The organism is Rhizobacter sp. P2_H3 (assembly GCF_056403355.1).
In genome coordinates this window covers 1-13,727 of sequence record NZ_JBFUFQ010000154.1, presented here as the reverse complement: position 1 = coordinate 13,727, position 13,727 = coordinate 1, and the positions used below count along the sequence as shown (strand labels likewise).

16 protein-coding genes are annotated in these 13,727 nt (G+C 67.8%); 6 read left to right on the top strand and 10 right to left on the bottom strand.

What is annotated here, in order from left to right:
- The coding region (locus AC1D1T_RS22805; protein ID WP_477992535.1) for a hypothetical protein at positions 1 to 375 on the top strand (375 nt) is incomplete at its 5' end.
- Between the two features lie 1,024 nt (positions 376 to 1,399).
- Here the strand turns inward: AC1D1T_RS22805 and AC1D1T_RS22800 are convergent.
- Both AC1D1T_RS22800 and AC1D1T_RS22795 read right to left on the bottom strand, forming a co-directional pair.
- Positions 1,400 to 2,203, bottom strand: coding sequence for an alpha/beta fold hydrolase (locus tag AC1D1T_RS22800; protein WP_477992534.1), 804 nt, complete (start codon positions 2,201 to 2,203; stop codon positions 1,400 to 1,402).
- A gap of 78 nt (positions 2,204 to 2,281) precedes the next feature.
- Positions 2,282 to 2,539 (bottom strand): helix-turn-helix transcriptional regulator, encoded by a 258-nt coding sequence (locus AC1D1T_RS22795; protein WP_047511611.1) that lies wholly within the window; start codon positions 2,537 to 2,539, stop codon positions 2,282 to 2,284.
- A 153-nt stretch (positions 2,540 to 2,692) separates the two neighbouring features.
- Between AC1D1T_RS22795 and AC1D1T_RS22790 the strand changes: the two genes are divergently transcribed.
- Genes AC1D1T_RS22790 through AC1D1T_RS22780 form a run of 3 tightly spaced genes read left to right on the top strand, consistent with a single transcriptional unit; the run spans position 2,693 to position 4,751 of the window.
- The gene (locus AC1D1T_RS22790) at positions 2,693 to 3,064 is read left to right on the top strand and encodes a DUF3892 domain-containing protein (RefSeq protein WP_477828962.1); all 372 of its coding nucleotides are present in this window, start codon (positions 2,693 to 2,695) and stop codon (positions 3,062 to 3,064) included.
- Between the two features lie 24 nt (positions 3,065 to 3,088).
- A complete protein-coding gene (gene pip, locus AC1D1T_RS22785; RefSeq protein ID WP_477841435.1) occupies positions 3,089 to 4,039 on the top strand; it encodes a prolyl aminopeptidase in 951 nt (316 codons plus the stop codon).
- The gene (locus AC1D1T_RS22780; protein ID WP_477827928.1) at positions 4,029 to 4,751 is read left to right on the top strand and encodes a class I SAM-dependent methyltransferase; all 723 of its coding nucleotides are present in this window, start codon (positions 4,029 to 4,031) and stop codon (positions 4,749 to 4,751) included. Before pip ends, AC1D1T_RS22780 begins: the two co-directional genes overlap by 11 nt.
- Here the strand turns inward: AC1D1T_RS22780 and AC1D1T_RS22775 are convergent, their stop codons facing one another.
- The 6 genes from AC1D1T_RS22775 to AC1D1T_RS22750 form a co-directional block, all read right to left on the bottom strand.
- On the bottom strand, positions 4,752 to 5,591 hold the full coding sequence (locus AC1D1T_RS22775; protein WP_477827927.1) for a YihY family inner membrane protein: 840 nt from the start codon (positions 5,589 to 5,591) through the stop codon (positions 4,752 to 4,754).
- A gap of 117 nt (positions 5,592 to 5,708) precedes the next feature.
- Entirely contained in the window at positions 5,709 to 7,286 is a 1,578-nt protein-coding gene (gene ahpF, locus AC1D1T_RS22770; protein ID WP_465112393.1) for an alkyl hydroperoxide reductase subunit F, read from the bottom strand.
- 115 nt (positions 7,287 to 7,401) lie between these two features.
- The gene (gene ahpC, locus AC1D1T_RS22765) at positions 7,402 to 7,965 is read right to left on the bottom strand and encodes an alkyl hydroperoxide reductase subunit C (RefSeq protein ID WP_047511617.1); all 564 of its coding nucleotides are present in this window, start codon (positions 7,963 to 7,965) and stop codon (positions 7,402 to 7,404) included.
- Between the two features lie 153 nt (positions 7,966 to 8,118).
- Positions 8,119 to 9,234 (bottom strand): DNA polymerase III subunit beta, encoded by a 1,116-nt coding sequence (gene dnaN / locus AC1D1T_RS22760; RefSeq protein ID WP_477827749.1) that lies wholly within the window; start codon positions 9,232 to 9,234, stop codon positions 8,119 to 8,121.
- 11 nt (positions 9,235 to 9,245) lie between these two features.
- Positions 9,246 to 9,434 carry a plasmid-related protein gene (locus tag AC1D1T_RS22755; RefSeq protein ID WP_465112395.1) on the bottom strand — a complete coding sequence of 63 codons (189 nt, stop codon included), beginning with the start codon at positions 9,432 to 9,434 and terminating at the stop codon, positions 9,246 to 9,248.
- 61 nt (positions 9,435 to 9,495) lie between these two features.
- A complete protein-coding gene (locus AC1D1T_RS22750) occupies positions 9,496 to 10,335 on the bottom strand; it encodes a ParB N-terminal domain-containing protein (RefSeq protein ID WP_477992533.1) in 840 nt (279 codons plus the stop codon).
- 58 nt (positions 10,336 to 10,393) lie between these two features.
- Here AC1D1T_RS22750 and gloA2 point away from each other — a divergent pair, with 58 nt between their 5' ends.
- Both gloA2 and AC1D1T_RS22740 read left to right on the top strand, forming a co-directional pair.
- The gene (gloA2, locus tag AC1D1T_RS22745; protein WP_465112397.1) at positions 10,394 to 10,783 is read left to right on the top strand and encodes an SMU1112c/YaeR family gloxylase I-like metalloprotein; all 390 of its coding nucleotides are present in this window, start codon (positions 10,394 to 10,396) and stop codon (positions 10,781 to 10,783) included.
- An 84-nt stretch (positions 10,784 to 10,867) separates the two neighbouring features.
- The gene (locus AC1D1T_RS22740) at positions 10,868 to 12,289 is read left to right on the top strand and encodes a peptide MFS transporter (RefSeq protein WP_477992532.1); all 1,422 of its coding nucleotides are present in this window, start codon (positions 10,868 to 10,870) and stop codon (positions 12,287 to 12,289) included.
- A 1-nt stretch (position 12,290) separates the two neighbouring features.
- Here the strand turns inward: AC1D1T_RS22740 and AC1D1T_RS22735 are convergent, their stop codons facing one another.
- Both AC1D1T_RS22735 and AC1D1T_RS22730 read right to left on the bottom strand, forming a co-directional pair.
- Positions 12,291 to 13,202 (bottom strand): SDR family oxidoreductase, encoded by a 912-nt coding sequence (locus tag AC1D1T_RS22735; protein ID WP_477992531.1) that lies wholly within the window; start codon positions 13,200 to 13,202, stop codon positions 12,291 to 12,293.
- 42 nt (positions 13,203 to 13,244) lie between these two features.
- A partial coding sequence (locus AC1D1T_RS22730) for a helix-turn-helix domain-containing protein (protein WP_477992530.1) occupies positions 13,245 to 13,727 on the bottom strand: 483 nt, incomplete at its 5' end.

Below are 13,727 nucleotides of genomic sequence, written 5' to 3'. Positions count from 1 at the left end.
CCATTCTTTGCGCTGCTCTTCTCCTTCAGTTCACCCGTTCCGCAGGTGCTTGCCCTACTTCTACCCAGGTTCATCCTGGTCCTGGTAAGCGTAGCCATCGTCTTCCTCCTTGTGCGTCGGGTTTGGCTCGCTACAGCAAAGAACGAACGCGGTGCTCCRTGGTCGTTCTATGGCATTCCCAAGGCGCTGGGGTACATAGGTGCCGGTTCCTTTGTACTGGCACTTCTCGGCTTCGCACTTTCCATCGCAATCAAAGCAGGCTCCGGTGTACCAGCAGGCATGCTTCTACTTCCAGCAGTAATTTGCATCCCCTGGGCGTTCTTCCTCACCGAGCTTCTAAGCTTCAGAAGGCGTCCTCTTACGCGTGAGGCCTAACTCTTTAATCGAGGGGACCTCACCCGGCAAGCCGGGCGCCGCCTCTCATCTCAAACGTTAGGCCTCGAATGCCAACATTTCAGAACGCCCGCGCCTATCTCCACGAGGTTGTCCGCCGGTACCGCGAACTGCCCAGCTACTCCGATACCGGCATGTCGTACAGGCCGCACTGTCGGCGGGACCGACTTTGCACGTTCGAGACGGACTACAGCCGCCCCGCAGACTTTCGCTTCTACTTCCAGAGTCCGCATCCCTACCGACCGCTGCGGCACTTAACCACGCAGACAACCGTGGGCATCAGGAACGCAAAGCCGTACTTCGTCACTCGCTACTACCAAGGGAACGGCAGGGCTGAGACTCCGGAAGATCTGGACCTTGCCATCGCTGGCGCGACCGGGATCTCAAGTGGGACCGCCCACACGATAGCCTCGCTGCTGTTCCCGGAAGTATCCGGGTTCTCGTTGCTTGATCTGCGCTGCATCAGGTTCCGCCGAAGCCGGGTCGTCGATGGCGTCAGATGCGTGTCGGTCTCTGGGCTGCATCCCTACGGAGGCGGGAGGTACACAGCTTGGTTTGGGGAGCAGGACTTCCTTCTGCGCCGGCTCCTGACGAGTCGATTCAAGGCAGAGGAGAATCGAACCAACGTTCGGACTTCTCACGTGATTCCACAAGATCGATTTGCTCCGCCGCGAGTCGATGCCTAACCCGTCCTTCAAGCGGACCCGCCTTCGACGGTCCGTTTAAGTCAAACGTTGAACGGCCGCTTTCCGGCGGCTTGCTTAGCCTGTGCCAACTTCCGCTTTGGGTCGATTCTGTGAGTTCACGGGCGCGCGGAGCGGACATTCGGGCTGGCCTGGTCGACGCGAAGCACGAGCCGCTGCTCAGCCAGAGTTGCCGACGACACCTCGCAACGTCAGCTTCATCGCAACGAGCGGACATTCGAAGTTCCCGGCCGACCGGCAGCAACGTGCTGCAAAGCGGTCACTTGATCTTTGAGGCCACGCTCTCCGCGTGCCCATTGCGCTCAGCTTGCGGCAGTCACCTGCTTCGCGGCCTCAGCGATCACCCCCGCAATCTCCCGCGGATGACTGATCAGCGACACATGGCTAGACGCGATCTCAACCGTCTTCGCCTTCATCCGCGCAGCCACGAACCGCTGCAATTCCGGCGAGGTCGTCCGATCCTGCGTCGACACCGCGTACCAACTTGGCTTGCTGCGCCAGGCGGCCACCGTGGTGCGTGACGCAAACAGCGTCTCCGCAATCCGCCCTTGCAGCGCATACAGCACGCGAGCCTTCTCAACTGGCACGTCACCCGCAAAGTCCCGCAAGAAGGCCTCTTCGCTCAACTGCGYAAACCCACCCGACTTGACGAGCCCGGCGCTCGCCGGCGGTGTCGGAAACTTGGCGGCCAGCGAGCCGTAGTCTTCCCCCGCGTCAGGCGCACGCGCGGCCACGTAGACCAGCCCCGCGACCTTCGGATCGACACCAGCCTCGCTGATCACCGTGCCAGCCCACGAGTGCCCGACCAGCAGCGTCGGCCCGTCTTGCAGCGCCAGGATGCGCTGCGTGGCCGCCACGTCGTCGGCCAGCGAAGTGAGCGGGTTCTGCACCGCAGAGGCGCGCAACCCGGCGCGCTGCAGCAGCGCGATCACGTCGGACCAGCACGACCCGTCGGCGTACGCGCCGTGCACGAGCACGACGTTGCGCACGCCCGGTGTGGTGGCAGCTGCGGGCGCCGATGCGGGTTGGGCCGAAGCAAGGCGCGCCGTGGCAGCAAGCCCGACCGTGGCAGCAACACGCGTGGAGAACTGGCGACGAGTGAACATGCGGATTCCCTGAAGGAGTGAGGATCCGGATGCGTCGCGCCCGGCGCGCGGCTTCTTACACCGCTCGCGCGATGTCCCTCAGGCCTCGTCGAGGTCGGTGAACTTGTCGGGGTCGACCAGGTCGCGCAACGGCACGCGCAGCGCATCGGCCAGGCGCCCCATGTTGTCGATCGAGATGTTGCGGCGCCCGAGTTCCACGCTGCTGACGTAGGGGCGTGCGATGCCCGCTTCCAGGCCGAGCGCTTCCTGCGACATCTCCCGCGCGCGCCGCACCCGGCGCAGGTTGCGTGCGAACACGTCGCGGGACGACAGCTTCTTGCCGGGACTCTTTTTCATCCGGGAAGGATTGCGGCGTCTGCACAAGTCCTCCACCATCTTTGGGTTTCGAAGTGTTAACTTTGGGATTCCAAGTGAAGTCTTTGGATTGTTTTTTGAACTTCAAGGGCTTCATTCAGAGCCGCATCGGAAGCAGACGAAGGGAAACCTGGCATGAAGGGCTACGAGATCAACTGCATCACCCTGTCCACGCGCCCCCCGCACCACGACCTCATCACCCACATCGGCCACAGCCAGCTCAAATGGCGCATCGACATCGCCCAGGCCATCCGCTGCATGGACCGCGACATCGAGCGCTACTACGTGGTCGATCGCCTGCGCCGTCAGTGGGTCTACCTCGATGTCGTGCGCGAGCCCGGCCAGCTGCCGCACCTGCGCGCCCGCACCGAGCGCGGCGAGTGGGCCGATCACCTGCTGGCGCTGCCGCACTGCGGCCCCGATTGCGGGGCACCGCCCGCCAAACCCTGCCGCGCCGGCGACCGGTTCCACCCGCTGCGGCCGTGTTGCCCTTGCCGCTGCCGCTGATGTTTTCGCCTAAAGTCAGCGCGCATGACGCTGCGCACCCACTACCCACCCATCGAGCCCCTGGAAACAGGGTTCCTGCCAGCCGGCAACCTGCACTCGCTCTACTGGGAGCGCAGCGGCAATCCCGCCGGCATCCCGGTCATCTTCGTGCACGGCGGCCCCGGGGCCGGCACTTCGGCGAAGGACCGCGGCTTCTTCGATCCCGCCCGCTACCACATCGTGCTGCTCGATCAGCGCGGTGCCGGCAAGTCCACGCCCTCCGGCGAATGCCGCGAGAACACCACCGCGTTGCTGATCGCCGACCTGGAGCGCCTGCGCGAGCACCTGGGCATCGCGCAGTGGCTGGTGTTCGGCGGCTCGTGGGGCTCCACGCTGTCGCTGGCCTATGCGCAGGCGCACCCCGAGCGCTGCCTCGGCCTGATCCTGCGCGGCATCTGGCTCGCCAGCACCGAGGAGCAGCAGTGGTGGCTGCACGGCATGCGGCAGTTCTATCCGAAGGAGTGGGAAGCGTTCGCCGGCGCCATTCCGCCCGAGGAACGCGGTGACCTGCTCGCGGCCTACCAGCGCCGCCTGAGCGACCCCGACCCCGCCGTGCACGCCGCCGCCGCGCGCGCCTGGAGCCACTACGAAGGCGCCTGCCTGCGGCTCATCCCGCTGCCGGCCGAGCCGCTGCGGCCGGAGGACGCCGTCTTCGAGCTGAACCTCGCGCGGCTCGAGGCGCACTACTTCGCCAACGGAGCCTTCCTCACGCCCAACCAACTGCTCGACGGCGTGCCGCGCATCGCCCACCTGCCTTGCACCATCGTGCACGGCCGCTACGACGTGATCTGCCCGGTGCGCTATGCCTTCGCGCTGGCCGATGCATGGCCCTCGGCCAAGCTGGTCGTGGTGCCCGATGCCGGGCATTCGTCGATGGAGCCTGGCATCACGTCGGAGCTGGTGGCCGCCACCGACGCATTCGCCGATGGCCGATGAACTGATCTGCGGCGAAGAGCCCGTGCTGGCCATGCTCGACGGCTGGTTCGCCGGCCGCGCGGGCGACTGGTGGGAAGGCTTCTACGCGGATCGCCAGAAGCCGGTGCCGTTCTTCGGCGACGCACCGGACGAGAACCTCGCCGAATGGGCCGATGCGCATGCAGCCCCCGGCCTGCGGGCGCTGGACATCGGCTGCGGCAACGGCCGCAACGCGCGCTTCCTCGCCCGATGCGGCTTCGATGTCGAAGGCGTCGACTACGCGCAGGCGGCGATCGATTGGGCCACGCAGCGTGCGAACGAATTCGGCGTGGCGGTGCAGTGGCACTGCAAGTCGGTCTTCGAGCTCGGCATGCCTGCAGGCAGCTTCGACCTCGTCTACGACTCCGGCTGCTTCCACCACCTGGCCCCGCATCGGCGGCACACCTATGTGCGGCTGGTCAGCGAGGCGCTGCGTCCGGGCGGCTGGTTCGGCCTGGTGTGCTTTCGGCCGGAAGGCGGCAGCGGGCTGACGGACGCCGAGGTCTACGAGCGCCGCACGCTGGGCGGCGGCCTGGGCTACACCGAAGAACAACTGCGTGCGATCTGGGCCACCGGGCTCGAGGTGCAGGGCACACGRCGCATGCTGAAGCCACCGCCGGGCGCGGAGGTGTTCGGCGAGGAGTTTCTGTCGGTGCTGTGGGCGCGCAAGCCGCTGGAACCGGTCGGCGGTTGATCAGGCCTTGGCCAGCTTCTTGTCGGGCTTCCTGTTCGCGGGCTGCTTCCGTGCTCGCGCCAGGTTCGACGTCACCAACGCCGCCGCCAACGTCACCAGCCACGAGAAGTACACCCACAGCAGGAACACCGGAAACGCCGCGAAGGTGCCGTACACCGTCTTGTAGGTCGGCAGCTTCAGCACATAGGCCGCGAAGCCGCGCTTGCCCAGCTCGAACGCGATGCCGGCGATCAGGCCACCGACGATCGCATCGCGCTTGCGCACGCGGGTGTTCGGCATGAAGTGGAAGAGGGCGGCCATCGCGATCGAGCCGATCAGCGCCGGCCCGAGCGTCAGCCCGAACTTGGCCCACGGCGGCAGCGTCTCGATCAGCCCGGCCGAGGCACTCACCGCGTACGACGTGGCCCACAGGCTCACGCCCAGCAGCGGCGGGCCGAACCCGATCATCAGCAGGTACATGCCGACGCGCTTCAGGAACGGCCGGTTCTTCTTCACCTTCCAGATCTGGTTCAGCGCGTTCTCGACGGTCAGCAGCAGCGCCACTGCGGTGACCACCAGGAACAGCGAGCCGACCAGCGTCAGCCCGTTCGCGTTGGTCGCGAACTGCGCCAGGTAGCGCAGCACGGTGCGCGAGATCTCCTCGGGCAGCAGGCTGCGCAGCAGATGCTCCTCGATCGCGTCCTCAAGTCGCTTGAACATCGGGAAGCGCGTGAAGAGCGCAAAGCACACCGCGAGAAACGGCACCACCGACAGCACGGTCGTGAAGGTGAGGCTGCCGGCGATCTGCGGCAGCCGCTCGGCCCGGGCGCGCTGGATCGTGAGTCGGGTGAGGTGGATCATCGGCGGGCATTCTGCCCTTGAGAGGCCGCTTCCCGGGTTGTCACCCGGGCTACGAATGCCGTAGCCCGGATGCAGCGCAGCGAAATCCGGGAATGCTGCGCAACTCGCTCAGGTCGCTCAGGCCGCCACCGGCGTGCGGATCAGGTGATCGAACGCCGACAGCGCCGCCTTTGCCCCATCGCCCGCGGCGATGATGATCTGCTTGAACGGCACCGTCGTCGCATCGCCGGCTGCGAACACGCCCGGCTGGTTCGTCGCGCCGCGCGCGTCGACGATGATCTCGCCGTACTTGCTCAGCTCCAGCGTGCCCTTCAGGAACTCGGTGTTGGGCACCAGGCCGATCTGCACGAACACGCCGGCCAGCTCCACGCGGTGCTCGGCACCCGTCGCGCGGTCCTTGAAGACCAGGCCATTGACCTTCTGCCCGTCGCCGGTGATCTCGGTCGTCTGCGCGTTGGTGTGCACCGTCACGTTCGGCAGGCTGTGCAGCTTCTTCACGAGCACCGCATCGGCCTTCAGCGCGTCGGCGAACTCCACCACGGTGACGTGCGCCACGATGCCGGCCAGGTCGATCGCCGCTTCGACGCCCGAGTTGCCGCCGCCGATCACCGCGACCGGCTTGCCCTTGAACAGCGGGCCGTCGCAGTGCGGGCAGTAGGCCACGCCCTTGTTCTTGTACTCGGCCTCGCCAGGCACGTTCACGTTGCGCCAGCGCGCGCCGGTCGAGAGGATCACGCTGCGGCTCTTCAACGCCGCGCCGTTCTCCAGCGTCACGGTGATCTCGCCGCCCGGTTGCGCGGCCGGCTCCAGCGCCGCGACGCGCTGGCCGTTCATGATGTCGACCTCGTAGACGCGCGCATGCGCTTCCAGCGCGGCCGCGAACTTCGGGCCCTGCGTCTCGAGGATCGACACGTAGTTCTCGATGCCCAGCGTGTCCAGCGTCTGGCCGCCGAAGCGCTCGGCGACGATGCCGGTGCGGATGCCCTTGCGCGCCGCATACACGGCCGCCGCCGCGCCGGCCGGGCCGCCGCCGACGATCAGCACGTCGAACGCGTCCTTCTGGCCCAGCTTGGCCGCCACGCGCGCCGAAGCACCGGTGTCGACCTTGGTCAGGATCTCCGAGACCTCCATGCGGCCCGAGCCGAACACCTCGCCGTTCAGGTAGACGGTCGGCACGGCCATGATCTGGCGGCCTTCCACTTCGTCCTGGAACAGGCCGCCGTCGATCGCGACGTGCTTGATGCGCGGGTTCAGCACCGCCATCAGGTTCAGCGCCTGCACGACGTCGGGGCAGTTGTGGCAGGTCAGCGACATGTAGGTCTCGAACACGAAGTCGCCGCCATCCTCGCGGGTCAGCGACTTGATCTGCTCGATCACTTCGGCCTCGACCTTCGGCGGGTGGCCGCCGGCCTGCAGCAGCGCCAGCACCAGCGACGTGAACTCATGGCCCATCGGGATCGCGGCGAAGCGCACGCCCATCCCGGCACCGGCACGGCTGATGTTGAACGAGGGGCGGCGCGTGTCGGTGCCGTCCAGGCGCAGGCTCACCAGCTCGCTCAGGCCGGCGATCTCCTCGAGCAGCTCGCGCATCTCGCGCGAAGCGGGACGGTCATCGAGCGACGCCACCAGTTCAACCGGCTGCGTCAGGCGTTGCAGGTAGCCCTTGAGCTGGGCCTGGAGGGTGGCGTCCAACATGGTGATCGTCCTTTGTTTCGTGTTATTCGGGAAAGCCGGGGAAAGCTCCGCCCAGGACCCCGCCCGAAGGCGGGGCCGCAGAGCGGCAGAACAGGGAAAAAGCGAGAGAGAGGTCTTAGATCTTGCCGACGAGGTCGAGCGACGGCGTCAGCGTGGCGGCGCCTTCGTTCCACTTGGCCGGGCAGACCTGGCCAGGGTTCTTGGCAACGTACTGCGCGGCCTTCAGCTTGCGCAGGGTTTCCTTCACGTCACGCGCGATCGCGTTGTCGTGCACTTCGACGGTCTTGATGACGCCATCGGGGTTGATCACGAAGGTGCCGCGCAGCGCCAGGCCTTCTTCCTCGATGTGCACGCCGAATGCGCGCGTCAGCTTGTGCGTCGGGTCGCCGATCAGCGGGAACTTGGCCTTGCCGACGGCCGGCGAGGTCTCGTGCCACACCTTGTGCGCGAAGTGGGTGTCGGTCGTGACGATGTAGACCTCGGTGCCCAGCTTCTGGAATTCGGCGTAGTTGTCGGCAGCGTCTTCGACTTCGGTCGGGCAGTTGAAGGTGAAGGCGGCCGGCATGAAGATCAGCGTCGACCACTTGCCCTTCAGGCTCGCTTCGGTGACTTCGATGAACTTGCCGTTGTGGAAGGCTTCGACCTTGAACGGTTGGACTTGGGTGTTGATCAGCGACATCGGGTGATTTCCTTGGTGCTCTGTGGGTAGAAAAACGAACTAGCGGGACGAATTTTGACCGCACTGCAGCATTTGCGGGATTAATTGACTGAATCAAGTCGATGGAGAAAAACTATTGATCGGAAGGGCCCGATTCACGTCGGAGTCTTCACGTCAGAGCCGCATCGGGCTGACCACGTACTTGAAGTCGCTGCGCTCGGGAAAGGTGAACAACACCGCCGAGGCGGCATCCTGCAGCGCCATCGTCACCATCTCGGCGTCGGTCTCGCCGAGCACCTCGGTCAGGTAGGTCACGTTGAAGCCGATCTCGAGGGGCGCGCCGCCGTAGTCGACATCGATGTCTTCGTCGGCCTCCTCGCGCTCGGCGTTGCTCGAGACGATGCGCAGCGCACCCGGCGCGAGGCTCAGCCGGATGCCGCGGAACTTGTCGCTGGTCATCAGCGAGGCGCGCTGCAGGCATTCGAGCAGCGCGGCGCGGCCGAGCGTCACGGCATGCGGGTTGGCCTTCGGGATCGCGCGGTTGAAGTCGGGGTAGCGGCCCTCGATCAGCTTGGTGATGAAGCTGATGCCGTTGAGCTCGAAGCTGGCCTGTGCGGGCGCGAGCCGGATCTCGACGCCGGCGCTGCCGTCGCCCTGGTCGTCGAGCAGGTGGCGCTGCAGCTCGTGCACCGCCTTGCGCGGCAGGATCACCTGCTGTGCCGGCAGTTCGGCGTCGACCGTTGCCTCGGCCAGCGCGAGCCGGTTGCCGTCGGTCGCGACGAGCCGCACGAGACGGCCGTCGGTGTTGAACAGCACGCCGTTCAGGAAGTAGCGGATGTCGTGCGCCGCCATCGCGAAGCTCACCTGGTCGACCAGCGACTTCAGCACGTGCTGCGGCAGGCGCAGCGTGGTGGCATGCGGCGCCCGCGCGACCAGCGGGAACTGCTCGGCCGGCAGCGTGTGCAGCGTGAAGCGGCTGCGCCCGCCCTGCAGCCGCAGGCGGCCGGGTTCGGCGGTCAGCGTGACGATCTGGTCGGGCGGCATCGCCTTCAGGATGTCGATCAGCTTGCGCGCCGACACGGTGGTGGCGAACTCGCCGGCATCGCCGCCCAGTTCGACCGCGTGGCCGACCTCGATGTCGAGGTCCGAGGTGATCAGCGCGATCGACGGGCCGCTCTTGCGGATCAGCACGTTGGCGAGCACGGGCAGGGTGTGCCGCCGCTCGACGATGCCGCAGACGGCCTGCAGCGCGCCGAGCAACTTCGCCTGGGTGTCCTTCAGCACGATCATGGCCGGCTCCTTCACGGCCGTTCGGGCTTGGACTGCCCAAACAGCTGCGCCTGCTCGGCGGAGTGCTTGGCCGCGAAGCTGCGCATGAAGTCGCGCAGCACTTCGGCGGCCGCCAGGCCCTGCGACTGGCAGGCCTGCACGAAGGCATCTCGCAGATCCCGCTCGATGCGGATCCGCATGCCGGCGTCTTTGGTGTTCATCGGGGTCTCCGGTTATGGATACACATATGTGTATCCATTGCAGCGGAAACTATACCGTGGATCAGAACGGCGCGGTGTCGGCCTCGCCGGCGTGGGCGCGCAGCTGGGCGTGCAGGTCGGCGATCTTCAGCTTCAGCGCAGCGTTCTCGGCGGTCAGGGCGGTGACACGCTGGCGCAGCGAGTCGACGGTGTCGGCGCCGTCGTGCGGCTGCGCTGGCGGTGATTCCTGCTGCGCCTGTGGTGCTGCCGTGGACTCCTCGGCCGGCGCCTTGCGGCGCGATTCGCGCGCCCGCTTGGCGGCCTGCTTCAGCTCGTCCTTGCCGGCCGCCGCGGCGGCCACCTGCTCCTCGGCCGGCAGGCTGGCAACGGCGGCCGCCGCGTTGATCGAGATCGTGCCGGCCTTCACCGCCTCGACCACTTCTGGCGCCGCCTGCTGGCGGATCTTCTCGATCATCGCGACCTGGTTGCTGCTGATGCGCGCGGCTTTCGCGAGCGCCTCGCGGGTGTCGAGCGCGGGCGCTGCGGCCACCGGTGCGGGCGAGGCGGCCTCCGCCGGTTCGGCGGCGCGGCGCGCACGCTGGCCGGAGACGATCTCGCGCTTGCGCAGCGCGAGCACGCCGCGTTGGTAGTCCGACAGGCTGCGCCGGCCGAGGTGCTGGTCGATCATCCACAGGTGCACGTCTTCCAGTGACTGGAAGCGCGTGCTCTGCACCGTCTGGAACGGCAGCCCGTGCTTGCGGCAGATGCCGTAGCGGTTGTGCCCGTCGACCAGCATGTCGCCCCACAGCACCAGCGCATCGCGGCAGCCCTCGGCGAGGATGCTGCGCTCCAGCGCGTCGTGTTCGTCCGCGGTCAACGGGTCGATGTAGGCTTTGAGTTCTTCGTTGACGACGAGGTCCATGGGGCGGGTGCGATCGGTGACAAAGGGGGCGCATTGTAGGGAGCGCGACAATCGCCCGATGCTGCTCCGCATCCACCACGCCGCCATCATCTGCTCCGACTACCCGGCCTCGAAGCGCTTCTACACCGAGACGCTCGGCCTCGCGGTGATCGCCGAGCACTTCCGCGCGCAGCGCAACTCGTACAAGCTCGACCTGGCACTGCCCGACGGCTCGCAGGTCGAGCTGTTCTCGTTCGACGGCGCGCCGCCGCGCCCGTCGTACCCCGAGGCGCGCGGCCTGCGCCACCTGGCGTTCGAGGTCGACGACGTGGCGCAGTGCAAGGCCGCGCTCGAGGGCCGGGGCGTCGCGGTGGAAGACATCCGCGTCGACGAGTACACGGGCAGGCGTTTCGTGTTCTTCGCCGATCCGGACGGGCTGCCGCTGGAGCTGTACGAGGCCGCCACCTGAGCGCGCGCGCTGACCCGAGTTGTGCCGCCCGGCCATTTCAGCGACAGTCGCGGATTACCCAATTTCCTTCGGAAGCCACTACCCGTGTCCACCTCCGCCTCCAACGATCGTGCCTTCTTCGGCCACCCCGCCGGCCTCGGCTGGCTCGCCTTCTGCGAACTCTGGGAACGTTTCTCGTACTACGGCATGCAGGCCCTGCTGGTGCTGTACCTCACCAACTACCTGTTCCTGCCCGAGAACATCGGCCACGTCGCCGGCATCGATGCGGTGCGCGGCGCCATCGAGAACGTCACCGGCCTGCGCTCGCCGCAGCAGCTCGCGTCCGCCGTGTTCGGGCTCTACGCGGGCTTCGTCTACCTGACGCCGCTGTTCGGCGGCCTGCTCGCCGACCGCGTGCTCGGCCGCACCAAGACGGTCGTGATCGGCGCGGTGCTGATGGCCACCGGCCACTTCCTGATGGCCTTCGAGGCCAGCTTCTTCTTCGCGCTGCTGTGCCTGCTGATCGGCGTCGGCTRCTTCAAGGGCAACATCGCGGCGCAGGTCGGTGACCTCTACGCGCCCGGCGACAAGCGGCGCGCGAGCGCGTTCCAGATCTTCATGCTGGCGGTGCAGATCGCGGTGATCGTCGCGCCGATCGTCTGCGGCACGCTCGGCGAGAAGGTGGCCTGGCACTGGGGCTTCGGCGCCGCCGGTGTCGGCATGGTGATCGGCCTGTTCGTGTACCTCGCGGGCCGGCGCCACCTGCCGCCCGAGCCGCTGCGCGTGCGCCGTACCGACAAGGCCGCCGCCGTGCCGCGCACACCGATGACCGGCACCGAGAAGGGCCGCCTGGTGCTGCTGGTCGCGCTGATCCCGGTGCTGATGATGACGGTCGTCGGCAACCAGCAGTACAACAACGCGTTCCCGCTGTGGTCGCAGAAGTACATGGACCTGGTGCTGTTCGGCTGGCAGGTGCCGGTGAGCTGGCTGCAGGCGATCGACGCGGCCGCGAGCACCGCGGCGATGATCGGTTCGATCGCGTTCTGGCGCTGGTGGGCCACGCGCCGCCGCGAGCCCGACGAGGTCACGAAGATGGCGCTCGGCTCGCTGATCGCCGCCTCCGCGCCGGCACTGCTGGTGATCGCCTCCGGCATCGTCGACCACTCGAGCGAGAAGGTCGGCTTCGGCTGGGCGATCGGCTACGCGGTGCTCAACGACATCGGCTTCGCCAACGTGATGCCGGTGGGCCTGGCGCTGTACTCGCGCACCGCACCGCACAAGCTCGAGGGGCTGATGATGGGCACCTACTACCTGCACCTGTTCCTCGCCAACACCTTCGTCGGCTGGCTGGCCGGCTTCCTCGAGACGATGCCGGGGCAGCAGTTCTGGGGCCTGCATGCGGTGCTCGTCGGCGGTGCCGGCGTGGCGCTGCTGGCGGTGAAGCTGGTGTTCGGCAAGCTGCTGGCGCCGACCGCGGTCGACAATGGCGCCGCGGCGGCCTCAGGCGACGCGGTGCCGGCTCACTGAGTCACGGCGACGCTTCATCCATCTCGAAGGCGGGCACGCGTCGGCCGTCGATGTCGGTGAAGCCGTAGTCCTGCGCCAGGTCACCCACGCGCAGCACCTGGCCGCTGCGGCGCATCACCTGCGCGTCGGCCGCCAGCGCCGCGACGGCGCGGCCCAGGTAGCGCGGTGATTCGGTGCGTGCGAGGGCAGGGCGCTCATGCCRGTGCGCCTCGTCGGTGTGGTGGCCGGCCAGCACGAACTCGGTGCGCATCCAGCCCGGCGACACCGCGACCGAGGCCACGCCGTGCGGCCGCAATTCCTCGGCGATGCCGAAGGCCAGCCGCGTCATGCCGGCCTTCGCGAGGTCGTAGAACAGGTTGCCGCGCAGGTAGTGGCCGCGGTCCCAGAAGGTGGTCGTGACGATCAGCCCGTGGCCTTGCCGCACCATCAGCGGCGCGGCGCGGCGGCTGGCCAGCAGGTGGTTGCGCACGCCGCGGTCGATCATCGAATCCCAGTGCGCGAGCGGGTGCTCCCAGAACGGCGCGTTGAACACGCCGTCGAAGGTTTCGTGGCCACCCCAGGCGTTGTTGACGAGCAGGTCGATGCGGCCCTGCTCGCGCTGCACGCGGGCGAACAGCGCGGCCACTTCGTCGTCCTGCGTGTGGTCGCAGCGCACCGCGATGCCGCGGCCACCGGCGCGCGTCACCTCGTCGGCGGTGTCGTCGATGCTGCCGGGCAGGGTGGCGAGCTCCGACAGGCCGAGCAGCTGGCCGTAGCTTTGCGCGGGCTGGGCGCGCGTGCTGCGCCCGGTCACGTAGACCGTGGCGCCGGCAGCGCCCAGCTCGACCGCGCAGCCGCGCCCCGCGCCGCGGCTGGCGCCCGTCACCACCGCCACGCGGCCCTGCAGCGGGCGCGGGTTGTCGTCGTTCGTCATCGTCTGGCTCCTGGGTTCGATCGGCGCCATGGTGCGCAGTTGTCAGCCGGCGGTCTTGGAAGATTCCGAAACCGCGAGCCGCCGGTATTCGGCCGGCGTGCAGCCGCACAGCGCGCGGAACTCGTTGGCCAGGTGCGACTGGTCGAAGAAGCCGCCATCGAGCGCGACCTCGGCCCAGCTGCGCTGCGGATGAACGCGCAGATCGCGCAGGCAGCGGTGCAGGCGAGAGAGCCGGCTCCAGCGGCGCGGCGAGAGCCCGAACTGCGTGTCGAACACCTGTTGCAAGCGACGCTCGCCCAGGCCCACCTGCGCGGCGAGTGCAGGCACCGGCAGCCGGCCACCGGACTGCGTCAGCAGCCGCAGCGCGTGCACGGCCGGCCGCGGATCCCCTGCCGCCCGATGGCGCAGCCGGTGCAACAGCGCCTGCTGCACGAGCCGCACGCGGCTGGCGTCGTCTTCCAGGTCGGCGAGGGCGCTGAGGGCCTGTGCGTCGTCGCGCGGCCACAGCGCCTGCAGCGGCAACGC